Raw genomic sequence first — 25,822 nt, forward strand, 5'->3', positions numbered from 1 at the left:
CGGAGAACACCGAAAAAACATCCGTAATTAAGTTACGAAACACGCAACGAAATCACGCGATCAGCCCAGCGATCCCCCACCCCTTCGAACATCCGCTCCATCCGCTGCGCCGCCACCCGCCCCAAAAAAACAAACCCCGCTTGCGCGGGGTCTGTCGGGTTTCAACGCGATGCGCCGGTATCGATCAATCGATATCCAGGAAACTGCGCAGCTGCTCGGACCGGCTCGGATGACGCAGCTTGCGCAGCGCCTTCGCTTCGATCTGGCGGATACGCTCGCGGGTGACGTCGAACTGCTTGCCCACTTCCTCGAGGGTGTGGTCAGTGTTCATGTCGATGCCGAAGCGCATGCGCAGCACCTTGGCTTCCCTCGGGGTGAGGCCGGCCAGCACGTCACGCACGGTTTCAGACAAGTTGATGTTGGTGGTGTTCTCGATCGGGGACTCCACGTTGGTGTCCTCGATGAAGTCGCCCAGATGGGAATCCTCGTCGTCGCCGATCGGGGTTTCCATCGAGATCGGCTCCTTGGCGATCTTCATCACCTTGCGGATCTTGTCTTCCGGCATGTCCATTTCCTTGGCCAGCTCCTCCGGCGTAGCCTCGCGGCCATACTGCTGGAGCATCTGACGGGAAATGCGGTTCAACTTGTTGATCGTCTCGATCATGTGCACCGGGATACGGATGGTGCGCGCCTGATCGGCGATCGAACGGGTGATGGCCTGGCGGATCCACCAGGTCGCATACGTGGAGAACTTGTAACCACGGCGGTATTCGAACTTGTCCACGGCCTTCATCAGGCCGATGTTGCCTTCCTGGATGAGGTCGAGGAACTGCAAGCCGCGGTTGGTGTACTTCTTGGCGATCGAGATGACCAGGCGCAGGTTGGCTTCGACCATTTCCTTCTTGGCCTTGCGCGCACGCGCTTCACCGTAGGCCATGGCGCGGCTGATTTCCTTCAGCTCGTCCAGTTCCAGCCAGGTGGTCTTCTCGATGTCGATCGTCGCCTGCTGTTCGGCGATGATCTGGTCCTTCACGTCACGCAGGGCCGAGGACCACTTCTGCTTGCGCTTCAGTGCGTCTTCCACCCACTCCAGGTTGGTCTGGTTGCCTTCCCACGAGCGGATGAAGTCCTTGCGCGGCATGCGCGCGGTCACGGTCGCCAGGTTCAGCACGCGGCGTTCGTGGGACTTGATCGAGGCCATGACGTCGCGCAGCTGCTTGACCAGCACATCGGTCAGCGGCAACGGCAGCTTCAGGGTCACGAACACGGCGGCCATGTCGTCGCGCAGCTTGGCCAGCGGCTTGCGGTCGCCCTTGGCAGCGGCCTTCTTGAACGCGGTGTACGCATCGCTCAGGGCCTGCATGCGGCGTGCGACTTCTTCCGGATCCGGACCGGTCGGGCCGGCCTCTTCCTCGACGTCGTCGCCGTCGTCGTCTTCATCGGCGTCTTCGTCAGCCTCATCGCTGGTGTCTTCGGCCACGGCCGGGGCCGGGACTTCTTCGACCAGATCGTTGAAGCCGACGATCACTTCGGCCAGGCGCTTCTTGCCTTCCTTGTGCGCGTCGTAGTCGGCCAGCAGCGATTCCACCGATACCGGGAAGGTACCGAGTGCGGCCTGGACCTGGCCCAGGCCTTCTTCGATGCGCTTGGCGATGGCGATTTCGCCTTCGCGGGTCAGCAGCTCGACGGTACCCATTTCGCGCATGTACATGCGCACCGGGTCGGTGGTGCGGCCACCTTCGGTGTCGAGCGCGCTCAGCGCGGCGGCGGCTTCTTCGGCCGCGGTGTCATCGACTTCGCGGTTGCCGGTGTTGCCATCGTTGAGCAACAGGGTTTCTGCATCGGGAGCAACTTCATGGACATCAATGCCCATGCCGTTGATCATGCCGATGATATCTTCGATCTGCTCCGGGTCGACGATGTCGTCGGGCAGATGGTCATTGACTTCGGCGTAGGTCAGGTAGCCCTGTTCCAGGCCCTTGCTGATCAGAAGCTTGATGTCGTTTTGCTGGGCAGGACGTTCGTTGGCCATGTAGTGCTCGCGCCACCGGCTGGGAGAGGGAATAGAACCTAGCATTATACCAGCCCGGCGCCCCGCGTTCCCGGGCGGTGGTCCCGGGGGCTAGGGTCTGAGCAGGAAGGTCACGGGACCATCGTTGACCAGGCTGACAACCATATGGGCACCAAACTGGCCGGTTTCCACCCCCGGGGCATGTTTTTGTCTGCAGATATCGACCAGTCGATTGAATCCGCGTTCAGCCTCCGCCGGCGGCGCGGCGGTACTGAAGCCCGGCCGCATCCCGCTGGATGTATCGGCCGCCAAGGTGAATTGGCTGACCAGCAGCAATCCGCCGCCGGTGTCGCGCAGCGACCGGTTCATTTTTCCGGTCTCATCGCCAAAGACACGGTAACCAAGCAGGCGATCGGCCATCCGGGTGATCTGGGCCTCGGTGTCGCCCGGCTCCATGCCCACCAGGGCCAGCAGGCCGGGCCCGATCTGGCCCACGACGGCCTGCTCGACATGGACGCTGGCTTGGCTCACGCGCTGGATCAGGACAAGCATCGGCAGGGCTCCGCAACTGAAGGCGGCCTACCTTAACGCGCCCGCGCGCCGACAGGCTGGCCGCCAGCGGCTAGACTTCGCAGCGATGAAACCGCACACCACTGCCCGCCTGGCGTACCGCGCCGCTGCCCTGTTCACCCGCCTGCCCTGGTCCTGGCTGCGTGCCGTCGCGACGCTGCTGGCCTGGCTGTGGATCCGTCTCAACGCCCGTGAGAGCCGCGTCACCCGCCGCAACCTTGAGCTGGCCTACCCCGAACTCAGCGATACCGAACGCGCGGCGCTGCACAGGAACGTGCTGCGCTCCACCGCGCTGCAAGCGATCGAAACCCTTCGCCTGTGGACCCAGCCGCGCGAGCGCAACCTGGCCCGGCTCACCGAGCGCCACGGTGAGGCGCTGTACGACGCCGCCCTGGCTGCCGGCAACGGCGTGATCGTGGCCGCCCCGCACTACGGCAACTGGGAGCTGCTCAACCAGTGGCTGGCCTCGCGCGGCCCGATCGCGATCGTCTACAAGGCCCCGGATGAAGCGGTGGGCGATGCCTTCCTGCAGCTGGTCCGTGGCGGCGACAACGTCCAGCAGGTCCGGGCCGAGGGCCCGGCCGTGCGCCAGCTGTTCAAGGTGCTCAAGGACGGCGGCGCCACCGGCATCCTGCCCGACCAGCAGCCCAAGGCCGGCGACGGGGTGTTCGCGCCGTTCTTCGGCGTGGAGGCGTTGACCATGACCCTGGTCAACCGGCTGGCCGAGCGCACCGGCGCGACCGTGCTGTACGGCTGGTGTGAGCGGATCGGCCCGGGCATGGACTTCGCCCTGCACATCGAATCTACCCCGCCCGCCGTGGCCGACCCGGACCCGCGCACCGCCGCGACCGCGCTCAACGCCGGCATCGAACGCATCGCCCGCCGCGATCCGGCGCAGTACCAGTGGACCTACAAGCGCTATACGCTGCGCCCACCGCAGAGCGGCGAGGACGATCCCTACGCCACCGAGGACCATCCGCACTGACTGCGACGCAGCGTCGCGCCCTTGGCGCGATTGAATCGGCGCTTTCCGTCCCCACTGTGGAAACCACGATGTCCCCCACGGCCCCTGCCATGTCTTCTGCTTCTTCCCTGTTCGGCGACCCGGCCGCGATCCGCTGCGAGCGCGCGGTGGCCGAACTGCGCGCCGGTCGCCCGGTGGTGATCGACGATGGCCACGGCCTGCGCCTGGCCTTCATCGCGCTGGACAGCAGCACCCGCACCAGCTTCACCGCCTTCGCCGCCGCCGCGGAAGATCGCCACTACCTGTTCCTCACCTCCACCCGCGCACGCGTGCTCGGCGTCAGTGCCGAACGTGGCGCGCGCGTGCCGCTGGCCGGCATCGACTTCGATGCACTGCCCTCGCTCAGCTACCTGCGCGATCCCGGCGCAATGCCGCCCGGCTGGACCGGCGGTGAAGCGCTGGACGATGGCGCGGTGGAGATTGCCCGCCTAGGCCTGCTGCTGCCGGCGATGGTCGGGGTGCTGTTGAACTCCGATGACCGCCGCTTCGACGGCTGCGCCCAGGTCTCGCTGTGCGACCTGAGCCAGGGCGCCGAGCAGGCCGCGCACGCCTATGAGCTGGTGGCCCGCTCGCCGGTCCCGCTGCGCGAGGTCGGCATGACCGAATTCGCGGTGTTCCGCGGTGGCGTGGCCCAGCGCGACCAGGTCGCGATCATCGTCGGCACGCCGGACCTGTCCGCCGTGGTGCCGGTGCGCGTGCACTCCTCCTGCCTGACCGGCGATCTGTTCGGCTCGCTCAAGTGCGACTGTGGCGACCAGCTGCGGCGTGGCCTGCGCAAGCTCAAGGAGCTTGGTGGCGGCGTACTGCTGTACCTGGACCAGGAAGGCCGTGGCACCGGCATCGCCGCGAAGATGCGCGCCTACGGTTACCAGCACGATGGGCTGGATACGATCGACGCCGATGCGCAGCTTGGTTTTGGTGCCGACGAGCGCCGGTACGGCAGTGCCGTGGCGATGCTGCAGGGCCTGGGCGTGACCCGCGTGCAATTGCTCAGCAACAACCCCACCAAGGCCCAGCGCCTGCGCAATGCCGGCATCGACGTGGTCGATTGCGTGCCGGTCACCGGCGACATCACCGCCGAGAACGAACAGTACCTGCGCACCAAGGCCGAACGCGCCGGCCACCTGCTCGATGTGGATGCGCTGATCCAGGCCGCGCAATAGCCCACGGCAACCTGCTACCGTCTGCGCCACGGGCGGTTGCACCTGCACGCATGCGCCCGGCCCGTTTCCAGCCGAGCGCCCTGCCTTGTCCGATTTCCTCGACACTCCCGTGCCGCCGCCCCTGCCGCCGTCGCCCGCCGCGCCGGACTGGCAACCGCTGCCGCTGCGTTCGGCCTCGCTGGCCGCCTTCGGTGGCGCGATCGCCGGCGCGCTGCTGATCGGCGGTGCGTTCGGTGCGCTGTGGGTGGTGTTCGATCTGCCGGGGCGCTGGTGGGGCGCGGCCGGCGTGGTGCTGCTGGGCGCACTGATCGGTGCCGCGCTCGCCTTCCGCCGCCAGCGCCGCACCTATTGGCGGCTTGATGCCCAAGGGCTCGGGCTGCGCCGTGACCTGCTCTGGCAGAACGAAACCCGCGTACCGACTTCGCGCGTGCAGCACCTGGATCTGCGGCGTGGCCCGATCGAACGCAGCGCCGGGTTGAGCACGCTGGTCGTGCATACCGCCGGCAGCCGCTTCAGCGCGGTCACACTCAGTGGCCTGGACAGCGCCGATGCCGAGCGCCTGCGCGATACCCTGGCGCACCAGCTGGACCAGGACGACGACGCCCTGTGAGTATTCCGCCGCCGCTTGATGCCGCGCCGGAGCAGCGGCTGCATCCCTGGTCGTGGCTGTTCGTACTGCTGATGCAGCTGCGCCAGGGCCTGGTGCCGTTGATCGCGCTGGTGGTGTTCGGCCAGCGCGGCGACCGCGATGAGTTCTGGCTGTCGATCGGCCCGGTGATCGCCGTGGTGGTGCTGGTGGCGTACTCGGTGCTGCAGTACCTCACTTACCGCTACCGGATCGGGGCGACGGCAATCACGGTGCGCAGCGGCGTGTTCGCGCGCAATCGCCGCGAGATTCCCTTCGCCCGCATCCACAACGTGGTGGTGCACCAGAACCCGTTGCACCGCCTGTTCGGGGTGGCCGAGCTGAAGCTGGAATCGGCCGGCGGCAACCGACCCGAGGCAGAAATGCGGGTGCTCAAGCTGGACCAGGCGCTCGCACTGGAGCGGCTGGTCCGCCAGCGTGGCCAGGCAGCGCCGGCCGCGGCCGGGGGCGAGGCGGCGCTTGCCGAGCCTGCCGAGGACGTGCTGCTGGCGCTGGGCCCCGGCGAGGTCATCAGCATCGGGCTGTTGTCCAACCGCGGCTGGGTCGTGGTGGTGGCGGTGCTGGGTGCGATGCTGCAATTGTTCCCGCGTGGCAGCGTGTCCGATGTGATCGAAGCAGGCGGGCGCCAGGCCTTCGGCTATGCCAGCCACCTGCACCCTGGCATGTGGCTCTGGGCGATTGCCGCAGTGCTGGCCGTGGCCGGTTTCTGGGTGCTGCTGCGGGTGCTCTCGGTGGTGCTCGCGCTGCTGCGCTATTACGGTTTCCGGCTCAGTGAGCACGAGCGTCGGCTGACCGTGGCCAGCGGACTGTTGACGCGGATGCGCACCAGCGTGGCGCGGCGCCGGATCCAGGCCTGGACGCTGCGCGAGACGGCCCTGCAGCGCTGGTTCCAGCGCCGCCAACTGCGCATCGATATCGCGGCCGGCAACCCCGGCGAAGGCGAGCGGCGTGACCTGCGCGAACTCGCGCCGCTGGCGACGCCGGCCGTGTGCGATGGGCTGGTCCAGCATCTGCTGCCACACCTGCAGTGGCCGCCGGCGCGCTGGCAGCCGGTTCAGAGGCGCGGCTGGTGGCGGCTGTGCCTGGGCGCGCTGTGCGTGGTTCCGCTGCTGAGCGCGGGCGCGATCTGGTACGGCGGTCCGTGGGGCGCGCTGTTGCTGCTGTGGTTGCCGTGGTCGGCATTCCGCGCGCACCGGCAGATGGACCGCATCGGCTATCACCTGGATGACGACTACGTGGCCGTGCGTGGCGGCTGGTGGCAGCGCTGGTGGCGCTTTGCAGAGCTGGACAAGCTGCAGGCGCTGCGTCTGACCCGCTCGCCGCTGGACCGCCGGCTGGGCACGGCCAGCGTGTGGCTGGATACCGCCGGCGCGGGCATGGGCACGCCGCTGGTGCTGCAGTACCTGCCGGAGGCCGAAGCACGCGCGGTGTACGAGCAGCTGGGCCGGGCGTTGGCCAAGCGCCGCCTGCGCTGGTAGACGAGCCTCCACGCACGGCGTGGACCGACCGGATGAACACCGTCCACGCAGGGGGTGCATCCCGGTGCTGTCGGCTGCTCGCCGGCTCGCCCTAACCCGACCGGCATCGCCAAGGATGCTTCAGCGCTTGGCCGGTCCCCAATACCCGAGATCCCTGCGGATCTGCAGGCCGCGCGTCCACGCACCGAACGGTTTGCGCTTGAGCGTGCCGAGTTCGCCGGACAGGAAATCCTCGGTCGCGGCGATCACCCGCTCGGAGGAATAGCCATCGCGGAACGGGTGGATGGTATCGGCGTAGCGCCGGATCTCGGCCATCAACGCCGGCGCCGGATCCAACGCCTGGGCCAGCATCGCGGGCAGCTGCGTGGCGTCGTCGAAATCGATCATGTGTGGCTGCGGCACCCGGTTGCGGAAGGTGACCACGGGTTTGTGCTGCACGATGAACTCGGACACGATCGAGGAGGTGTCCGAGACCAGCACATCGGCGGCGCGCTGCGCGGCCATCACCTGTTCGGGCTCGATGAAGCGCGCATGCGGGCCAGCCAGCGCGCGGTAGCGATCGAACAGCTCCGGCGCGCACTTGGGGTGCAGGGTCAGCAGCCAGTAGTGATCGCCGCGGGCGATGTCGGCCGCGATCTGGTCGTACAGGTGTGGCGCCGCGCTCAAGCGCTCGGTGAAGGTCGAACCGAACAGGATCACCGGGCGGCCCTGGGCCGGCACGCGCAATCCCGCGCTCAGGCCGCCGTCATCGCGGAACAGCGGGTCCAGCTTGGGCCAGCCGGTCTCGGCCACGGCGAAGTGGCCCTCGCGCGCGGCCAGCTCGCGGAACGGGGCGGTCGTGGCCGGGCCCTGGGTGCAGTACAGATCGAACAGTCCCCGCACCCGGAAGTGGCCACGGGCGCTGTCGCGCTTCTGCACGTTGAAACCGTGGAACACCTGCACCTTGGCCCCGGCGATGAACGGCGGCACCCAGTTGGCGGCACTGAACACCGCACGTGGGCGCAGCGCCAGCGCCTCTTTCAGGCCGACGTTGGGCACGCCGGGCAGCGATGCGCCGGCGGCGCCATCGGCGAACCAGGCCGACACCGATTGACCGGATGCGTGCAACGCCTGCGCCAGAGGGGCGAGAATGGGCAGCGCATAACGCTCCGTCGCAAACAGCAGGTACTCGGCCATCATGTCCTCCTCGACCGCTCCCACTGAACGGCCTCGCATTTCGGCCTGCATTATCGCGTTCAATGAAGCCGACCGCATCGGCGACTGTCTGGCCTCATTGGCCTTCTGCGACGAGATCGTCGTGGTGGACTCGCAATCGACCGACGCCACGGTGGCGATCGCGACGGCGGCCGGGGCGCGGGCGCTGCAGCGCCGGTTCGATGGGTTCCGCAGCCAGAAGGCGTTCTGCGTCGAGCAGGCCACCCACGACTGGGTGCTGTGCCTGGATGCCGACGAGCGCATCAGCGACGCCCTGCGCGAGGCGATCCTGACCGCGCAGGCTGCCGGCTTCGCCGGCCACCACGGCTACCGTTTCGCGCGGTTGTCCGCGTATTTCGGCAAGTTCCTGAAGCATGGCAATGCCTACCCGGACCGGGTCCTGCGCCTGTTCGACCGCCGCCATGGCGGCTGGCGCGGCAAGCGCGAGATCCATGAGGCGGCCAGCGTGGATGGCGCGGTGGGCACCCTGCGTGGTGATCTGATCCATTACCCCTACCGCTCGCTGGAACAGCAGCTGCTCAAGACCCAGCGCTACGCGCGGATGATGGCCGAGCACGAGTTCGCGCGGGGCAAGCGCGCCACCCTGCCCAAGCTGATCCTGGCGCCGGCGTGGCGGTTCTGGCGCGGGCTGCTGCTGCGCGGCGGCTTCCGCGATGGCTGGCACGGGCTGGTCTACGCCTATGTGCGCGCCAACTACGTGCGCCAGAAGACCATCATGCTGTGGATGCTGCAGAACGGGCAGCCGGTCACCGACCCGCCGCGGAATCAGCCCGACGCCTGAGCCTGGGCCTGGGCCCGCGCCAACGCCAGGCGCCGGGTATTGCCCTGGACGATCGACAACCCGGCCAGCAGGCCGACGATGGTGACGTAGAAGCTGGCCGTGATCTGGTGCGCGAACATCGACTGGGTGATCCCGCACAGCACATAGGTCACCACCACCATGATCCCGGCGGCGGCCGGGCCACGGAAGGTCTGCTCGCCGCTGCGCCGGTGCAGACCGGTGAACACCCACAGCGGCACGCCATAGATCGCCAGCAGCAACAGCAGGCCCGGGGCGCCCTGGGTCGCGGCCCATTCGGCCAGATCGTTGTGCGCATGGCCCAGGTGGCAGCGCTGCTCACTCGGATCATCCCGGCACACCGGCAGGCGCTGCATGGCGCTGTCGAAATGGCCGATGCCCACCCCCGTCAGAGGATGGTCGAGGAAGGTTTCATAGGCCACCTGCAGCCGCTCCACGCGCGCTCCGGCGGACGAGTCGCTGTCGCCGCGCTCCATCCGCACCACGTCGTGCTTGAGCTCGGTCAGGCGGACCTGTTCGCGCAGGCTCGGGATGGTCAGGGTCAAGGTGCCGGCGATCGCCACCAGTGCCAGCAGCACGCCCAGGCGCGCACGCCCGGTGCGCCAGCGCAGGCTCATCGCCATCACCACCAGCAGCGCCAGCAGCGCCAGCCAGACGCCGCGGCTGCCGCTGAGCACGATGGTCACGCAGCCGGCGACCATGCCCACGATCACCCAGGTCCAGCGCTGGTGTGGCCGGCAGAAGACCAGCAGCACCATCAGCACCAGCACGATGTCGGCCAGCACGATCGCATTGGTGCTCAGGTCGGCACGCGGCGCGCCCCCGGCCACCTGCAGGATCGACAGCACCATCGTGCCGAGCAGGCCGGCCAGGGCACCTGCCCACAGCCAGCGGATATCCGGCCGCAAGGCACACACCCACAAGGCGATCCACGGGATCACGACGAACCGCGACCGGTTGTCGATATCGCGCAGCCCCTGCTCGAACAGATGGATCGAGAGCAGCGCGAAGGCGATCGCGGCCACCACCAGCCAGGCCAGCACTTTCACCGGCCGCCCGGCCAGGCCACGCGCGCGCCACAGGTAGTCCGGCGCCAGCAGCGTGCTCAGCAGCAGAAGGATGCCGTACGGCAGCAGGTTCTGCGGCAGGGTCAGCACCAGGGCGGGCATGCAGAACAGGCCCACGGTGGCGATCCAGTGCGCCACGCCGGCACGCCCCTGCAGCGGCGGCAGGGAAACAGGCGTGGCCGGCTCGGATCCACGGGAAAACATCATTGCCAACCTCGATCGCCACACGCAGGCACGCAGGCCCGTGACTGCACTGGACGCGACCGGCGCCCACGGTCCTGCGGTTCCCGCCCGGGCAGGCCGCCAGCAGTGCAGACCTCACTCATCGCCATCGATCCGGTGCAGCGCGCGTTCGCGCTCCTGCTCTTCGGCGCTGGCCACGCAGGGGCCATGGATGTCACCGGGCCTTACCAACCACCAACGCCGGCGGTTGGCGACCCCGGCCAGCTCGGCGCTGGTGCGGTCCACACAGGCCAGCAGTGCGTCCTCCTGCACCAGCAACCAACGCTGCTGCGGACGTGCCGCCTGCCAGGCGACGCCATCGCCCAGCTGCCGGTCCCAGCGTCGGTTGAAACCGAAGGTGGCGGCGTCCCGGTCGGCCATCAGCAGATTCTGCTCTTTCCAGGCGACCAGGCCCAGTTCGGCGTCTGGACCGATGCGCTGGCCGACCTGCTGCATCAGGCCGCGGGCGGAACTGGAGTCGTTGAACAGCGGGTAGCCGATCAGCCCGAATGCGACCCAGGCCATGGTCAGCGTCGCCACCACGGCCAGGTGGAAGCGGCGCACGCCTGCGATGCACAGGGTGAGCACGGCCCAGCAGCCGAGTGCGACCGCGACCCAGCCCAGGCCGGAGGTCACCGCGGTATCGATGCCACGGTCGAGGATCAGTTTGCGTTCGAAGCCCGGCTGCCCGACCAGCATGGACATGCCGATGCCGAGCAGGCCGGCCGCCAGCAGGGCCACGAAGCCGCCCAGCAGCCACTGGAACGCACGCTTGCGCAGCAGCCCCGGCAGCAGCGGTGCCAGCGCCAGGCAGAACATCGGCAGCGCCGGCAGGATGTAGACGTCGCGCTTGCCGTTGGGGATCGAGAAGAACAGCACGATCAACAGCCACCACACCAGCGGCAGCAGGTAGCGCGCATCGCGCCGCTGCAGGCGCCGGCGCCAGGCCGGGATCGCCCACGGAATCGCCAGGAAGCCGGGGATCCACATCGAGGGCATCGTGCCCAGGAAGTACCACCACGGCTGGTGATGATCCCAGGACTGGGCATAGCGCTTGGCGGTCTGCCGGAACAGGATGTCGTCCAGGTAGGCCCGGTACTCGGCCGAGCCGCTGCCCAGCGCGGTCACCACCATCGGCACCAGCCACAGCGCGATGGCCAGCACGAACGCCAGCGGGCCGAGCCAGAAACGCCAGTCGCGGCAGTGCAGCTTGACCCGCGGCCAGCCGAGTACGGAGGCCACCGCCGCCGGAAGGATCATCAGCAGTGCGATCACGCCCACGCCCTTGGTGATCACCCCGAGCCCGGCGGCGAACCAGCCCAGCCACCACCAGCGCCACGCAGGGCCACTGAGCAGATGGCGCAGCAGGCCGTAGTTGGCCAAGGTGATGAAGAACACCACCAGCGGGTCGATCTGGGCCTTCTTGGACTGGAAGGTGAAGTGCAGCGCGAACAGCAGCGCCCAGGCGGCATACAGCCCGACCCGCCGCGTCCACAGCCGGCGGCCAAGGTCGTAGACACAGGCCAGGGTACCCAGCGCGGCCAGCAGCGAGGGCAGCAGGAACGCCACGCGCCAATCACCGATCAGCGAGTACAGCGCAGCCTGCGACCACATCAGCATCGGTGGCTTGTCCGAATACAGCTCGGTGCCCCGGTGCGGGAACAGCCAGTCGCCGCTGTCCACCATCTGCTTGGCGACCAGTGCGAAGCGGGGTTCATCGGACGGCCAGGGATCACGCATGCCCAGGCCGGCCCCCAGAACGAGCAGGGCCATCAGGGCAAGCAGCCAGAACTCTCGGGATGCGCGGTGGTTAAACATGGGGCGGGATTCTAGCCGGGTTCGGTTCAACCCTTCTTTAGCAGACGCGCATAGAAGAAGCCGTCAGCACCGTCCTCACCCGGCAGGCGCTGGCGACCGGCCCAGGAATCGTGCCCATACACCTCACCCAGCGGCAGGAAGCCCGCGCCACGCGTGCGCTGCAGGAACGCTTCGACCTGGAACTGATTTTCATCGCGCAGGATCGAGCATGTCGCATACAGCAGGGTTCCGCCGGGAGCGAGCATCGTCCAGCACGCATCCAGCAGGCGTGCCTGCAGCGCGATCAGGGCGTCGATGTCGGTCGGCCGGCGGTGCACCAGCACGTCCGGCTGCCGGCGGATGATGCCGGTGGCCGAACACGGGGCGTCGAGCAGGATGGTGTCGAACAACTGCCCATCCCACCAGCTGGCGGGATCGGTCGCGTCACCGGCCAGCACCTTCGCATTCTGGCCCACGCCGGTGCGTGCGAACGTTTCGCTGATGCGCTTGAGCCGGCGCGCATCGATGTCCAACGCCAGCAGGTGCAGGGTCGGATCGCGCTCGAGCAGGTGCGCGGACTTGCCGCCCGGTGCAGCGCAGGCATCGAGTACGCGCGCGCCCGGGCGCGGCGCCAGCGCATCGGCCACCTGCTGGGCAGACAGATCCTGCACCGACAGCGCGCCCTCTGCGAAGCCGGGCAGCGCAGTGACCGCGACCGGCACCGGCAGGCGGATCGCATCGGCACCGATGCTGGAGGCTTCGGCAGCGATGCCGGCGGCTTCCATCTGCTGCAGCATCGCCTCGCGGCTGCCGTGCTGGCGGTTGACCCGCAGCCACAACGGCGCGGCCTGCAGGCTGGCGCTGAACACCGCCTCGGCCTCGTCCGGCCAATCCTGCTCGATCTTCTCGGCCATCCACAGCGGGAAGGCGTCGCGCGCGGGCAGCGGCGGAATGCCTTCGCGCTGGGCGCGGCGCAGCAGTGCATTGACCATGCCGGCCTGGCGATCACGGCCCATCGCGCGCGCGGCGTCGACCGTGGCCGAGAGCGCGGCGTGCGCCGGCAGTTCCAGCGCGTCCAGCTGGGCGAAGCCGACCAGCAGCAGCGCGCGCAGCTCGTCTTCGCGCACGCTCAGCGGCCGCGGCATCCACTGCGCCAGCGCCGCGTCATAGGCCGCGCGGCGGCGCAGCACGGCAAAGCACAGCGCCTCCAGCAGCGCGCGGTCGCGGCTGTCGTCCAGGGTCGGCAACGCGGTGGCCAGCTCGGCCTTGAGCGAGCGGCCGCGGCCGATCACCTGGGCCAGCACGCGCGCGGCCAGCACACGGGTGGGTACCCCGGGGGCGGTATGGGCGGTGTACGCGCCAGCAGGCTTGGCGGGACGGGGCGTCGTCATCTCAGGCACCTGCCACGAGGTCGCGGCGGGCATTGAGGTAATCGGCGGCGGTGATCGCCTTGCCGCCCTCGCGCTGCAGCACGCGCAGGCGCAGCGCGCCGTGACCGCAGGCGATGTCGATACCATCGCGCGAGGCGGCCAGCAGCGTGCCCGGCGCCTTGCCCTGGTTGTCATCCAGCGCGATCGCACCATGGATGCGTACACGCTCGCCGACCAGCATCGCCTCGGCGACCGGCCACGGATTGAACGCACGCACGGTGCGCGCCAGCGCGTCGGCGTCCTGCGCCCAGTCCAGACGGGCTTCGGCCTTGTCGAGCTTGTGCGCATAGGTCACGCCAGCCTCGGGCTGCGGCTGGGCGATCGGCTTGATGCCCGCGCGCAGCAGGCCCAGGCCGTCGGAGAGCACCTGCGCGCCCAGCTCGGCCAGGCGGTCGTGCAACTGGCCGCCGGTATCGTTGGCACCGATCGCGATGTGCTGCTTGAGCAGCACCGGGCCGGTATCCAGTCCCGCCTCCATCTGCATCAGGCACACGCCGGTCTCGGCGTCGCCCGCCTGGATCGCACGCTGGATCGGCGCGGCACCGCGCCAGCGCGGCAGCAGCGAGGCGTGCACGTTCCAGCACCCGTGGGTCGGGATGGTCAGCACCGCCTTGGGCAGGATCAGCCCGTAGGCCACCACGACCATCAGGTCCGGCGCCAGATCGCGCAGCTGCTGCTGCGCTTCGGGGGTCTTCAGGCTTTCCGGCTGGAACACCGGGATGCCGCGCGCGATCGCTTCGAGCTTGACCGGCGACGGTGCCAAGCCACGGCCACGGCCGGCCGGGCGATCGGGCTGCGTGTACACCGCGACCACTTCATGGTGGCGGGCGGCGGCACGCAGCGAGGACACGGCGAACTCCGGCGTACCGGCAAAGACAATCTTCATGGCGACCCCACTAACAGAAAGTAAAACGGCGCCGGTGTCCGGCGCCGCGCAACAGGACCCGTCGCGCGGTCAGCCCGCGCGGCGGTCTCTGCCCTCACCTCAGGCAACGTGCTTGCGCTGCTTGGCCAGCTTCTTGCGCACCATCTCGCGCTTGAGCGGGGAGAGGTAATCAATGAACAGCTTGCCGTCCAGGTGGTCCATCTCGTGCTGCACGCACACGGCAAGCACGCCGTCGGTGGTCAGTTCCTGGGCCACGCCATGGCGGTCCAGGTAACGCACGGTGATCTGGTTGGCGCGGGTGACGTCGGCAAAGATGCCCGGCACCGACAGGCAGCCTTCCTGGTAGACCTGGCCGCCTTCGTTGGCGACGATTTCAGGATTGATGAACACCATCGGGGTGTCCTTCTCCTCACTGACATCGATCACCATGAAGCGCTTGTGCACGTCCACCTGGCTGGCGGCCAGGCCGATGCCCGGGGCGTCGTACATGGTCTGGAACATGTCGTCGATCAGGGTCTGGAACGCCGGCGTGGTCACGTCGGCGGCATCGATCAACGCAGCCTTGGTACGCAGGCGCGGATCGGGAAATTCGAGAATGGGCAGGAGGGCCATGGCAAATACCGGTAGGGGGCGCCGGTCGAAGCGGCGTACAGGGCGATTCTATCGCCAACGCTTGCCCCGCGCCCCGGTTTCTGGACTATAGTGCGCGAACCTGTTGGGGAATCAGGCACCACATCTATGTTTGAACGAACTCGTACGGTCGTCGCCGTGGCGATGCTGACCGTTGCTACCTATGCTACCGCCGTGGAAATGAATGGCGGGCACCCGGATACCTATGTCGTGCGCAAAGGGGACACGCTGTGGGATATCTCGGCGCGCTTCCTGCAGAAGCCCTGGCTATGGCCGGAGATCTGGCAGGCCAACCCGCAGGTCAAGAATCCACACCTGATCTACCCGGGTGACGTGCTCAGCCTGGCCTATCTGGACCGCGTCGTGGCCCAGCCCGGCCCGCGCCAGGAGGCCCCGATCAACGGCGTACCGCTGGAGCAGGTCGAGCCGTTCCTGAAGCAGCTGAGCGTGGTCGACGAGGTCAAGTCGCTGCCGTATGTGGTCAACCTGGAAGACAACCGCCTGCGTGCCACCACCGGGCAGACCGCCTATGTGCGGGGCCTGGAGAACGCCCAGGTCGGCCAGCGCTACGCGGTGGTCCGCCCGACCGTGCAGTACGCCCTGCCCAAGCCGACCGAAGACTTGAACGCCCGCGGCGACACCACGCCCGGCAGCGGCAATGTCTGGAAAGCCTTCATCGTGCCCAGCAAGCGCCACCAGACGCTGGGCTACGAACTGGCCCAGATCAACGTCGGCACGGTGAGCCGCGTGCAGAGCGGCGATGTCGAGGTGACCTCGCTGGTGCTGCAGGGCCAGGTCGACGGCCGCGAAGTGCGCGCCGGTGATCGCCTGGTGCCGGTCGAAGCCCGCCCGTACGATCTGCAGTTCGTGCCGCACGTGCCCGCCCCGCAGACCGCCGATCTGGATGTGCGCGTCCTGGCGGTGGCCGACACCTTCACCTCGGGCGGTCCGCGCGATGTGATCGCGATCTCCGCCGGCAGCGCCAACGGGGTCGACAACGGCACCGTGTTCTCGCTGTGGCGCCAGGGCCGCCACGTCGCCCACCGGATGGACTACCCGAACTCGTCGCGGATGGACGATTCGCTGACCAGCGGTGCCGGCCGGGTCACCCTGCCGGACGAGTACGCCGCCCACGCGATGGTGTTCCGCACCTTCGAGAACGTCAGCTACGCGCTGGTGATGGAAGGCGTGAAGCCGGTCCACGTCGGCTATTCGGCACTGCATCCCGATAAGCAGTAAGCGCGGCGGAATCCTACCCTGCCCTCCGACGGCGCCCTAGGGCGCCGTCGTCGTTTGCGCCTCAGGGTAAGCGGATGCCCATCTGCTGCCCTGCCTCCTCCACCGCCCTGCTCACCGTCGTCCTCGCCGGAGGCGCCCTGCCGCCCCGCCTGCGCCTGCTGCGCCAGTTCCCGGACGCGGCCGCGGCGCTGCGCGCCGGTCCGGGCGCCTGGCGCGCCGCCGGATGCAGCCCCGCGCAACGCGCCCGCTTGGCCTTGCCGGACGAAGGCTACCTGGCCCACGGCCTGGCCTGGCTGGCAGACGAACGCCACCACCTGCTGGCCCTCACCGATCCCGATTACCCGGCGCTGCTGGCCCAGATCGAGGAACCGCCCGTGGCGTTGTTCGTGGACGGAGACCCGACGCGCCTGTGGCATCCGGCGGTGGCGGTGGTCGGCAGCCGCTCGCCCTCCCCCGGCGGCCGCGAGCACGCGCACGCCTTCGCCACCACGCTGGCCGGCGATGGCTGGTCGATCATCAGCGGCCTGGCGACCGGGGTCGATGCCCAGGCCCATGAGGGCGCCCTGCAGGTCGCCGGGGGCATGACCGTGGCCGTGGTGGCCACCGGTCTGGACCAGACCTACCCGCCCCGGCATGCCGCCCTGCATGAACGGATTGCCGCCACCGGCGCGGTGGTCAGCGAATACGCGCCCGGGATGCCGGCGAGCCAGGCGCACTTCCCCGCACGCAACCGCATCATCGCCGGCCTCAGCCTGGGCACCCTGGTCATCGAGGCCGCCCAGCGCTCGGGGGCCCTGATCACGGCCCGCTGCGCCGCCGAGGCGGGCCGCGAGGTGTTCGCCCTGCCCGGCTCGATCCGCAACCCACGGGCCCGCGGCTGCCACCGGCTGATCCGGCAGGGTGCGGCGCTGGTCGAGGAGCCGGCGGAGGTGACCGCCGGCCTGACCGCCCTGGCCCAGACCCTGGCCGGGGCCTTGCGAACCCGATTGGACGCCCCCACTGAACAGGCACGACCGGCGCCCGAGCGCGCCCCTTCCTACACCGACCCGGACTACCAGTGCTTGTGGAAAGCCCTGGATCACGACCCAACGGGTATGGATTCACTGATCCAGCGCAGCGGATTGACGGCGGCCCAGCTGTCGGCCATGCTGCTGGTCATGGAACTGGATGGAAAGGTAATGGCCGCCCATGGTCGCTACTGTCGAAAACCCTAGTTTCTTCACCTCCACAGCGTCGTTGACGCAGGCCGAGGGGCAATGAAAGAGAGCATTCTGGATGTCCTGCTGTACCTGTTCGAACACTATTTCAGCGAAGACGCGGACCTCATCCGCGACCGCGACTCCCTCCAGAACGGCCTGATCCAGGCCGGCTTCAGCCCCACCGAGATCAACAAAGCCTTCGATTGGCTGGACGCGCTCGCCGAGCAGCGCCCGGCCGTCGTGCTGGGCCGTGTCAACGGCCCGGTGCGGATCTTCCATGGCCCCGAGCTGGACAAGCTGGACGTGGAAAGCCGCGGTTTCCTCATGTTCCTGGAGCAGCACGGTATTCTCGACGCCAGCCAGCGCGAGCTGGTACTGGACCGTGCGATGGCGCTGGACCAGGACGAACTGGACCTGGACGACCTCAAGTGGGTCGTGCTGATGGTGCTGTTCAACCAACCAGGGGCAGAGGCTGCCTACGCCTGGATGGAAACCCAGATGTTCGTGGACGAGCCGGAACCGCTTCACTGACCTTACACTGAGCGCCTTGCGCATTCAGGAGCGGGCCGGTGGACCAGTGGTTCTTTGCAGAAGGAAACAGTCAGCAGCGCGGTCCGCTGCCTGCTGACGAGCTGATCGCGCTCTACCGTTCCAGCCGCATCGGGCGCGATACGCTGGTCTGGCGCGACGGCATGGCCCAGTGGCAGCCGCTGGAAACCGTGGCCGCCGAGATCGGGCTGGACCTCGCCCCCGCCGTCGAGGTGGTGGCAGAGCCGGTTCCCGGCCCCGCCGTGCCACCGGCGCTGCCCGCCGCGCCCGGCGTTCCCGTCACCCCCGTGTCCCCCGCCAACCCCGCCGCCGTTCCCCCACCCCGCAAGGGATTGAGCGGGTGCGCGATCGTGGGCATCGTTGCGGCCGTGATCGTGGTGCTGGTGCTGATCGTCGGCGCGGTCCTCGCCTCGTTTGCGCTGCCCGCCTATCGGGACTATGTGGCGCGGGCCAAAACCAGTGAAGCACTGGTGACGCTGGCCCCGGTCAAGCTCGCGGTGGCCGGGTTCCACAGCGCACATGGCCGCTGCCCGGTCAACGATGACGAGGGCTTCCAGCCGGCCGAAGGCTATGCCGACGGTGCCATCAGCACCGTGCGGATCGGCCGTTTCAACAACGGCCACTGCGGCGTGGAAGCCCAGCTCACCGTGCCCGGCAACGCCGCGCTGGATGGGAAGCTGCTGTGGTTGGACTACAACGGCGCCGATCATTGGGAATGCAGCGGCGAGCCCGATGACAAGTACCTGCCGCAGGAATGCCGCGGCTGATAACGGACACACGTCCATGGATGCACCCAACAGGGGATTGAAGCAATGACTGAGTGGTATTTCGCCGATGGCCAGGACCGACAGGGTCCGTTGAGCGCAGACGACATGCGCCAGCGCTTCCAGCGCGGTGACATCACCCTGGCCACGCTGGTGTGGCGGGAAGGGTTCGCGCAGTGGGCGCCCCTGTCCGAGGCCGTCGATGAGCTGCAGCTGCAGAACCTGGCCGCTGCGGCCAGCGACCTCGGCAGCGGCATCGACCTGCGCGGGGATTACACCGCCATCGACAACGGCACCGCCCCGCTGCCCGGCACCGGCGGCGGCACGTACTCGCCGTACACCGCGCCGGCCGCGGCCACCGGCTACGCCAACGCCGCGGTGGTCAACGGCCAGGACGTGGTCTATGCCGGGTTCTGGAAACGCTACGCCGCCTACTTCATCGATTACATCCTGCTCACCGTGGTCACCCTGCCGCTGAGCATGATCATCAACCTGACGGGTGCCGGCTCGGGCAACGAAAGCGTGCAGGTCGCGCTGACCCTGGTGGTGATGCTGCTCAGCATGGTCATCAGCATCGGCTACTACGCCGGCTTCCACGCCTCGCGCGGCGGCGCCACGCTGGGCAAGATGGCCGTCGGCATCAAGGTCGTGCGCGGCAACGGCGAGCGGATCAGCTTCCTGCGCGCGTTCTGCCGCTACCTGGCGACCATCGTCAGCAGCCTGATCCTGATGATCGGTTTCATCATGGCGGCCTTCACCGAGCGCAAGCAGGCCCTGCACGACATGATGTGCGACACCCTGGTGGTCGACAAGTGGGCCTTCACCGAGCATCCCGAGCTGCAGCAGCGCGGCCTGGGCACGGTCACCATCGTGATCCTGGTGCTCGCCGCGCTGGCCATGGTGGCCCTGTTCGGCGTGATGATCGCCATGATCGGCGTGATCGCATCGATGTCCTGATCCGGGCAATCCTCACACCGGGCCGCTTGACATGAGCCGGCCCGGCGTGATTCCACTAATAGGCAGAAAGCTGAACGCCCGGCCCACCCCCGGGCGTTCGGTTTATGTATATCGCCCGCGCCGCTTCACTAATGCGGCCATTTGCTCCACCCTAGCGGCCCTCCCCGGGGCCCTGCCCATAGAATCCTGACGCCATGCCCAAGCACCTGCTCATCGTCGAATCGCCCGCCAAGGCCAAGACGATCAACAAATACCTCGGCAAGGACTTCACCGTCCTGGCCTCGTATGGGCATGTGCGCGACCTGGTGCCCAAGGAAGGTGCGGTCGACCCCGACAACAACTTCGCGATGCGCTACGACCTCATCGAGAAGAACGAAAAGCACGTCGATGCCATCGTCAAGGCCGCCAAGGGCGCCGACGACATCTTCCTGGCGACCGATCCGGATCGCGAGGGGGAAGCGATCAGCTGGCACATCGCTGAAATCCTGCGCGAGCGCGGCTTGGTCAAGGACAAGCCGATGCAGCGCGTGGTCTTCACCGAGATCACCCCGCGCGCCATCAAGGAAGCGATGGGTCACCCGCGCGAGATTGCCGGCGACCTGGTCGATGCGCAGCAGGCGCGCCGCGCGCTGGACTATCTGGTCGGTTTCAACCTGTCCCCGGTGCTGTGGCGCAAGGTGCAGCGCGGCCTGTCCGCCGGCCGCGTGCAGAGCCCGGCGCTGCGCATGATCGTCGAGCGCGAAGAAGAGATCGAAGCCTTCATCGCGCGCGAGTACTGGAGCATCGACGCGCTGTGCGCGCATCCCTCCCAGCACTTCAATGCGCGCCTGATCAAGCTGGACGGCCAGAAGTTCGAACAGTTCACCGTGACCGACGGCGACACCGCCGAGGCCGCGCGCATGCGCATCCAGCAGGCCGCCCAGGGCGCCCTGCACGTCACCGACGTGGTCAGCAAGGAGCGCAAGCGCCGCCCGGCCCCGCCGTTCACCACCTCCACCCTGCAGCAGGAAGCCTCGCGCAAGCTCGGCTTCACCACGCGCAAGACCATGCAGGTCGCGCAGAAGCTGTATGAAGGCGTGGCGATCGGTGAGGAAGAGGGCACGGTCGGCCTGATCTCGTACATGCGTACCGACTCGGTGAACCTCTCCCAGGACGCGCTGGCCGAGATCCGCGACGTGATTGCGCGCGACTTCGGCATCGCCTCGCTGCCGGACCAGCCCAACACCTACCAGACCAAATCCAAGAACGCCCAGGAAGCGCACGAAGCCGTGCGTCCGACCTCGGCGCTGCGCACCCCTGCCCAGGTGGCGCGCTTCCTCACCGACGACGAGCGCAAGCTGTACGAGCTGATCTGGAAGCGCGCCGTCGCCTGCCAGATGATCCCGGCCACGCTCAATACCGTCAGCGTGGACCTGTCGGCCGGCAGCGAGCACGTGTTCCGCGCCAGCGGCACCACCGTGGTCGTGCCCGGCTTCCTGGCCGTGTACGAAGAAGGCAAGGACAACAAGAGTGCCGAGGACGACGATGAAGGCCGCAAGCTGCCCGCGATGAAGCCCGGCGACCGCGTGCCACTCGAGCGCATCCTGGCCGAACAGCACTTCACCCAGCCGCCGCCGCGCTTCACCGAAGCGGCGCTGGTCAAGGCGCTCGAAGAATATGGCATCGGCCGCCCGTCGACCTACGCCTCGATCATCCAGACCCTGCTGTTCCGCAAGTACGTGGAGATGGAAGGCCGCAGCTTCCGCCCGTCCGACGTGGGCCGCGCGGTCTCCAAGTTCCTGTCCAGCCATTTCACCCAGTACGTGGATTACGACTTCACCGCCAAGCTCGAAGATGAGCTCGATGCGGTGTCGCGTGGCGAGGAAGACTGGATCCCGCTGATGGCGCGCTTCTGGGAACCGTTCCACAAGCTGGTCGGCGAGAAGAACGAATCGGTCGACCGCGCCGAGGCCAGTGGCGCGCGCGAGCTCGGCACCGACCCCAAGACCGGCAAGCCGGTCAGCGTGCGCCTGGGCCGCTTCGGGCCCTACGCGGCGATCGGCAGTACCGCCGAAGATGCCGAGGACAAGCCGAAGTTCGCCTCGCTGCGCCCCGGCCAGTCGATGCACACCATCTCCCTGGAAGACGCGCTGGAGCTGTTCCTGATGCCGCGTGCGCTCGGCCAGGACAAGGATGAGGACGTCAGCGTCGGCATCGGTCGCTTCGGTCCGTTCGCCAAGCGCGGCAGCACCTATGCCTCGCTGAAGAAGGAAGACGACCCGTACACGATCGACCTGGCCCGCGCCGTGTTCCTGATCGAAGAGAAGGAAGAGATCGCGCGCAACCGGATCATCAAGGAATTCGAGGGCAGCGAGATCCAGGTGCTGAACGGTCGCTTCGGCCCGTACATCAGCGACGGCAAGATGAACGGCAAGATCCCGAAGGATCGCGAGCCGGCCTCGCTGACCCTGGCCGAGGTGCAGAAGCTGATGGAAGAAACCGGCAAGCCGGTGCGCAAGGGCTTCGGCAAAAAGGCCGCCAAGAAGGTCGTGGCCAAGAAGGCACCGGCCAAGAAAGCCGCTGCCGGTGAAGCGACCAAGAAAACCGCAACCAAGAAGGCGGTGAAGAAGGTCGCCAAGAAGGCCACGGCGAAGAAGGCGACCAAGAAGGTGGCCAAGAAAGCCGTGAAGAAGGCGGTCAAAAAGGCCTCCTGACCCCCTCGGGCAGGTCACGTCACGTGAACCTGCCTGTGGCCGGGTTGACCCCTCCCGCCACGGCGGGAGGATAATGCGGGCCATGCATCCGGCCTGCCTGCCATGAACGAACTCACTGTGGACACTGCCCTGCCCGTGCTGCGCGCTGGCGGGGTGATCGCCTATCCCACCGAAGCGGTCTGGGGCCTGGGCTGCGACCCCGCGCACGAGGCGGCCGTGATGAAGCTGCTGCAGCTCAAGCAGCGGCCGGTCGAAAAAGGCATGATCCTCGTCGCCGCCGATCCGGCCCAGCTGGAAGGGTGGGTGCGGATGGAGGTCCTGCCCCTGGAGCGCCAAAGCGCAGTGCTGGCCAGCTGGCCCGGTGCCAATACCTGGATCCTGCCCGCCGGCGTTCGCGCGCCGCGCTGGATCACCGGCGAACACAGCGGCATCGCCGTACGGATCAGCGCCCACCCGCTGGTCGCCGCGCTCTGCCGTGCCTGGGGCGGGCCACTGGTCTCCACCAGTGCCAACCTTGCCGGCGAGCCGCCGGCACGCACGCGTGCCGAGCTGGACCCGCGCCTGCTGGCCCTGCTCGATGGCCTGATCGATGGCCAGACCGGTGGCCTGGCACAGCCCACGCCGATCCGCGATGCGCTCAGCGGCCAGGTGTTGCGCAGCTGAGCCGCCTTTTGCGCGCAGGCAGGCAAACCCGCACACTGGCTGCATGATCCTGCGCCCTGCCCTGTGGTTGGCCCTGCTCGCACTGGTGGGCCCTGTGCTGCCCGCTGCGGCGCAGAACGACAACGTACGCATCTATCGCTGCGTTGGCAGCAACGGCGCCGTCTCGCTGCAGGATGCCCCGTGCCGCGAGGGCCGACAGCAGGTCCGCGACCTGCAGCGCCCACGCGACCCGGCCCCGCAGGTCGTTCGCAGCGACCGCGCGCCCGAGCCGACGCCTGCGCCGCGCGCGCCCGAGCGCGAGGTGCGGTATGTGCACGTGCAGCCGCCGCAGCCGATGTACGAATGCACCACCAGCGAGGGCGACAGCTACGTCAGCGACAGCAATGAAGGCAATCCGCGCTGGGTGCCGATCTGGACCGAGGCCTATCTGCCGTATCCGCCTGGCCCGAGGCCGCCCTCGGGCAGCCATCCACCCTCACGGCCGTTGCCACCGATCATGCCGATGGGCAGCGGCTCGGTGCGCAGCAGTGGAGGCTCGCTCTCCGTCAGTGGCGGCGGCTCACGGGTCGGCGGCAGCATCAACATCGGTGGTGGCAGCTCGCAGTGGGAAGGCGGTGGCTATCCGTACCCGGGCGTGGGGAACAGCGTGGTGGTACCGGCCGGCAACGTGCTGGTGCGCGATGAATGTCATGCCCTGCCCGCGCAGGAGGTCTGCTCGCGGTTGAAAGACCGGCGCTGGGACCTGATCCGCCGCTACAACAGTGCGCTGCAGAGCGAGCGTGACGCGCTGACCCGCGAGCAGCGCGGGATCGATGCGCGCCTGGACCAGGACTGCGGCGGCCACTGAGCGCGCTGCGCTCTACACTGATGCGATGAAACGACGGTTCCTGCTGCCCCTGCTGTTCGTGTCCTTGCCCGCTGCGGCAGACGAGGCGGTGTTCTTCCGCTGCACCGATGCAGGCGGCAACCTCACCATCCAGAGCGTGGCCTGTCCCGCCGGCAGCGAACAGCGCATCCAGCGGATCAGCGCGCCGGTGCGTGGCGCCGCCGTGGCCGAGGCAGCGCCGTCCGTGCCCACCACCGCGCACACCATGCCACCGCTGCCGCAGGCGGGCGATGAGGACAGTGGCCTGCTCGACAGTGCAGCCCTGCGCCCGCAACCGCCGGCGGCCGAGCACGACGCTGCAGGGCCGCCCAAGCCGCCGCTGCCGGACATCTACCAATGCATCTCCGCAGAAGGTGTTCGTTACCTGCATGAGCGCGAACCGGCCCCGTCACGGTGCGAATCGCTGGCCCTGACCGGGCTGGGTGGCAGCCAGGCACCAGGCAATGCGGCCAGCTGCGAAGTGGTCCGCGATGCCTGCGAGCCGGTGGCCGAGGCGCAGCGCTGCAGCAGCTGGCAGCAGCGCTTCCGCGACGCGCGCGGCCGCGAGCGCTTTGCTGCGCCGGAGAATCAGGCCGCTGCAACCGCCGAGCGCGCGCGCCTGGAAGCGGTGCTGGCCGACAGCGATTGCCCGGTCCCGTGACCCGGTTTGCCCGCGTCGTGACTGGATTGACCGTGCGCCATGACCGCGTGCTGCCGCGCACCCTGTGAGCTGCCACGCACTGTGTGATCGGTAGTGCCGGCCGCTGGCCGGCTCAGAACCCGTAGCGCAGGAACCCGCCATCCACCGCGATGCACTCACCGGTGACGTAGCTGGAGGCCGGCAGGCACAGGAAGCCGACGGCGGCAGCGACTTCTTCGGGCTCGCCGATGCGCCGCATCGGGGTGCGGTCGATCACCTGCTCGTAGTAATCCGGATCCGACAACGGCCCTGAGGTCCGCCGGGTGCGGATGTACCACGGCGCCACCGCGTTGACGCGGATGCCGTCCTCGGCCCACTCCACGGCCAGGTTGCGGGTCATCTGGTGCATGGCGGCCTTGGTCATACCGTACACCGCGCCGCTGCGTACGTGGGTCAGGCCGGAGACGCTGCCGACGTTGACGATGGCCGAAGCCGCATGCCGCGCCAGCAGCGGGTGCGCGTAGCGCGACAGCTCGAAGGCCGAGAACAGGTTGGTCTCGAAGATCCCGCGCCATTCGTCCTCGGTGTATTCGGTGGCCGGCTTGCTGATGTTGCCGCCGGCGTTGTTGACCAGGATGTGCAGCCCATCGCTGTGGTCTTCTACCCAGTCCAGGATCTCGCGGCGGTCTTCGTCATCGGAGACGTCGGCGGCCAGGCCGTGGATCTCACGGTCCGGGAAGGCATCGGCGAGCTCGTCGCGCGCCATCTCCAGCGCATCGGCATCACGGCCCACGATCAGCAGGTCCGCACCGAAGCCCAGCAGTTCGCGCGCGATCGCCAAGCCGATGCCGGCGCTGGCGCCGGTGATCAATGCGGTCTGTCCATCCAGTCGCCAACGTTGCGCGCTCACGTGCCTCTCCTGCGGTAATCCATGGAATGCGGCACCGGTCGTGCTGCCCGGATAGGATAACGCGCGATGGCCGGCACGCCGGGCGCCATCACGCGCGGGGCGCGAGGCGGTGGGACACTGGTCCTCTGCCACCGGCTCACCGAGGGAGGTTGCCATGACGATCCGTACTGCCCTGCCGCTGCTCGCGATGCTCGCGCTGAGCGCCTGCAACCGCCCGGTGCCCCCGGCACCGGACACACCGCCGGAACCGCAGGCGACCGCACTGCGCGATGCGATCCACGATCCGATCGACCGCGCCAAGGGCGTGGGCGATACGTTGCAGAAGACCGCCGACGCTCAAGCCGCCGAGGTGGACCGCGCTACCGGCGATGCGCCACCGCCCAGCCCCTGACCCCATCGGCCGGA

Annotated in this window: 24 protein-coding genes; 15 read left to right on the forward strand and 9 right to left on the reverse strand. The window is 68.4% G+C overall.

Going from position 1 to position 25,822, the window contains the following annotated elements:
* Nucleotides 1-184: 184 nt before the first annotated feature.
* Together rpoD and dtd are read right to left on the reverse strand one after the other, a co-directional pair.
* The gene (rpoD, locus tag HMPREF3113_RS10370; protein ID WP_019183598.1) at nt 185-2,032 is read right to left on the reverse strand and encodes an RNA polymerase sigma factor RpoD; all 1,848 of its coding nucleotides are present in this window, start codon (nt 2,030-2,032) and stop codon (nt 185-187) included.
* A 90-nt stretch (nt 2,033-2,122) separates the two neighbouring features.
* Nucleotides 2,123-2,563, reverse strand: coding sequence for a D-aminoacyl-tRNA deacylase (dtd, locus tag HMPREF3113_RS18875; protein ID WP_070426029.1), 441 nt, complete (start codon nt 2,561-2,563; stop codon nt 2,123-2,125).
* An 85-nt stretch (nt 2,564-2,648) separates the two neighbouring features.
* On the opposite strand from dtd, the gene HMPREF3113_RS10380 reads away from it, so the two are divergent.
* From HMPREF3113_RS10380 to HMPREF3113_RS10395, 4 genes are all read left to right on the forward strand, one after another.
* Complete coding sequence (locus HMPREF3113_RS10380; protein WP_070472073.1) at nt 2,649-3,566, forward strand: lauroyl acyltransferase; 918 nt, start codon at nt 2,649-2,651, stop codon at nt 3,564-3,566.
* A gap of 68 nt (nt 3,567-3,634) precedes the next feature.
* Nucleotides 3,635-4,768 (forward strand): GTP cyclohydrolase II RibA, encoded by a 1,134-nt coding sequence (ribA, locus tag HMPREF3113_RS10385; protein ID WP_070472075.1) that lies wholly within the window; start codon nt 3,635-3,637, stop codon nt 4,766-4,768.
* 85 nt (nt 4,769-4,853) lie between these two features.
* Nucleotides 4,854-5,378, forward strand: coding sequence for a PH domain-containing protein (locus HMPREF3113_RS10390; protein ID WP_070472077.1), 525 nt, complete (start codon nt 4,854-4,856; stop codon nt 5,376-5,378).
* Entirely contained in the window at nt 5,375-6,892 is a 1,518-nt protein-coding gene (locus HMPREF3113_RS10395) for a PH domain-containing protein (RefSeq protein ID WP_070472080.1), read from the forward strand. The genes HMPREF3113_RS10390 and HMPREF3113_RS10395 overlap by 4 nt, the downstream gene beginning before the upstream one ends.
* A gap of 120 nt (nt 6,893-7,012) precedes the next feature.
* Here HMPREF3113_RS10395 and HMPREF3113_RS10400 read toward each other — a convergent pair whose 3' ends face one another.
* Nucleotides 7,013-8,071 (reverse strand): CDP-glycerol glycerophosphotransferase family protein, encoded by a 1,059-nt coding sequence (locus tag HMPREF3113_RS10400; protein WP_070472083.1) that lies wholly within the window; start codon nt 8,069-8,071, stop codon nt 7,013-7,015.
* On the opposite strand from HMPREF3113_RS10400, the gene HMPREF3113_RS10405 reads away from it, so the two are divergent.
* On the forward strand, nt 8,070-8,888 hold the full coding sequence (locus HMPREF3113_RS10405; protein ID WP_070472087.1) for a glycosyltransferase family 2 protein: 819 nt from the start codon (nt 8,070-8,072) through the stop codon (nt 8,886-8,888). The genes HMPREF3113_RS10400 and HMPREF3113_RS10405 overlap by 2 nt on opposite strands.
* On the opposite strand, the gene HMPREF3113_RS10410 is transcribed toward HMPREF3113_RS10405, so the two are convergent.
* The 5 genes from HMPREF3113_RS10410 to def all read right to left on the reverse strand — a co-directional run bounded on the left by HMPREF3113_RS10410 (nt 8,873) and on the right by def (nt 14,920).
* The gene (locus HMPREF3113_RS10410) at nt 8,873-10,180 is read right to left on the reverse strand and encodes an O-antigen ligase family protein (RefSeq protein WP_083298769.1); all 1,308 of its coding nucleotides are present in this window, start codon (nt 10,178-10,180) and stop codon (nt 8,873-8,875) included. The two genes, HMPREF3113_RS10405 and HMPREF3113_RS10410, sit on opposite strands and share 16 nt — an antisense overlap.
* Nucleotides 10,181-10,291: 111 nt before the next feature.
* Nucleotides 10,292-12,013: an ArnT family glycosyltransferase gene (locus tag HMPREF3113_RS10415; protein WP_070472091.1), complete on the reverse strand. Its 1,722-nt coding sequence runs from the start codon at nt 12,011-12,013 to the stop codon at nt 10,292-10,294.
* A 26-nt stretch (nt 12,014-12,039) separates the two neighbouring features.
* Nucleotides 12,040-13,383: a 16S rRNA (cytosine(967)-C(5))-methyltransferase RsmB gene (gene rsmB / locus HMPREF3113_RS10420; protein ID WP_070472588.1), complete on the reverse strand. Its 1,344-nt coding sequence runs from the start codon at nt 13,381-13,383 to the stop codon at nt 12,040-12,042.
* A gap of 1 nt (nt 13,384) precedes the next feature.
* Complete coding sequence (fmt, locus tag HMPREF3113_RS10425; RefSeq protein ID WP_070472099.1) at nt 13,385-14,308, reverse strand: methionyl-tRNA formyltransferase; 924 nt, start codon at nt 14,306-14,308, stop codon at nt 13,385-13,387.
* A 99-nt stretch (nt 14,309-14,407) separates the two neighbouring features.
* Nucleotides 14,408-14,920 (reverse strand): peptide deformylase, encoded by a 513-nt coding sequence (gene def, locus HMPREF3113_RS10430; RefSeq protein WP_019183586.1) that lies wholly within the window; start codon nt 14,918-14,920, stop codon nt 14,408-14,410.
* A gap of 126 nt (nt 14,921-15,046) precedes the next feature.
* Between def and HMPREF3113_RS10435 the strand changes: the two genes are divergently transcribed.
* From HMPREF3113_RS10435 to HMPREF3113_RS10475, 9 genes are all read left to right on the forward strand, one after another.
* Complete coding sequence (locus tag HMPREF3113_RS10435) at nt 15,047-16,177, forward strand: LysM peptidoglycan-binding domain-containing protein (RefSeq protein ID WP_019183585.1); 1,131 nt, start codon at nt 15,047-15,049, stop codon at nt 16,175-16,177.
* A gap of 74 nt (nt 16,178-16,251) precedes the next feature.
* Complete coding sequence (dprA, locus tag HMPREF3113_RS10440; RefSeq protein ID WP_070472102.1) at nt 16,252-17,391, forward strand: DNA-processing protein DprA; 1,140 nt, start codon at nt 16,252-16,254, stop codon at nt 17,389-17,391.
* A 42-nt stretch (nt 17,392-17,433) separates the two neighbouring features.
* Entirely contained in the window at nt 17,434-17,907 is a 474-nt protein-coding gene (locus tag HMPREF3113_RS10445) for a DUF494 family protein (protein ID WP_019183583.1), read from the forward strand.
* Between the two features lie 38 nt (nt 17,908-17,945).
* The gene (locus tag HMPREF3113_RS10450) at nt 17,946-18,692 is read left to right on the forward strand and encodes a GYF domain-containing protein (protein ID WP_070472105.1); all 747 of its coding nucleotides are present in this window, start codon (nt 17,946-17,948) and stop codon (nt 18,690-18,692) included.
* 45 nt (nt 18,693-18,737) lie between these two features.
* The gene (locus HMPREF3113_RS10455; RefSeq protein WP_070472108.1) at nt 18,738-19,646 is read left to right on the forward strand and encodes an RDD family protein; all 909 of its coding nucleotides are present in this window, start codon (nt 18,738-18,740) and stop codon (nt 19,644-19,646) included.
* Between the two features lie 194 nt (nt 19,647-19,840).
* Entirely contained in the window at nt 19,841-22,339 is a 2,499-nt protein-coding gene (locus HMPREF3113_RS10460; protein ID WP_046272835.1) for a DNA topoisomerase I, read from the forward strand.
* A 102-nt stretch (nt 22,340-22,441) separates the two neighbouring features.
* Nucleotides 22,442-23,002: an L-threonylcarbamoyladenylate synthase type 1 TsaC gene (locus HMPREF3113_RS10465; RefSeq protein WP_019183579.1), complete on the forward strand. Its 561-nt coding sequence runs from the start codon at nt 22,442-22,444 to the stop codon at nt 23,000-23,002.
* A gap of 43 nt (nt 23,003-23,045) precedes the next feature.
* Nucleotides 23,046-23,849: a DUF4124 domain-containing protein gene (locus HMPREF3113_RS10470; protein ID WP_070472111.1), complete on the forward strand. Its 804-nt coding sequence runs from the start codon at nt 23,046-23,048 to the stop codon at nt 23,847-23,849.
* Nucleotides 23,850-23,874: 25 nt separating this feature from the next.
* Nucleotides 23,875-24,528, forward strand: coding sequence for a DUF4124 domain-containing protein (locus HMPREF3113_RS10475; protein WP_070472113.1), 654 nt, complete (start codon nt 23,875-23,877; stop codon nt 24,526-24,528).
* A gap of 112 nt (nt 24,529-24,640) precedes the next feature.
* Here the strand turns inward: HMPREF3113_RS10475 and HMPREF3113_RS10480 are convergent, their stop codons facing one another.
* Nucleotides 24,641-25,417, reverse strand: a complete 777-nt coding sequence (locus HMPREF3113_RS10480; protein WP_019183576.1) for an SDR family oxidoreductase — start codon at nt 25,415-25,417, stop codon at nt 24,641-24,643.
* Between the two features lie 154 nt (nt 25,418-25,571).
* Here HMPREF3113_RS10480 and HMPREF3113_RS10485 point away from each other — a divergent pair, with 154 nt between their 5' ends.
* Nucleotides 25,572-25,808 carry a hypothetical protein gene (locus HMPREF3113_RS10485; RefSeq protein WP_019183575.1) on the forward strand — a complete coding sequence of 79 codons (237 nt, stop codon included), beginning with the start codon at nt 25,572-25,574 and terminating at the stop codon, nt 25,806-25,808.
* The last annotated feature ends 14 nt before the right edge of the window (nt 25,809-25,822 follow it).

The organism is Stenotrophomonas sp. HMSC10F06 (assembly GCF_001807865.1).
GTDB classification, from domain to species: domain Bacteria; phylum Pseudomonadota; class Gammaproteobacteria; order Xanthomonadales; family Xanthomonadaceae; genus Stenotrophomonas; species Stenotrophomonas bentonitica_A.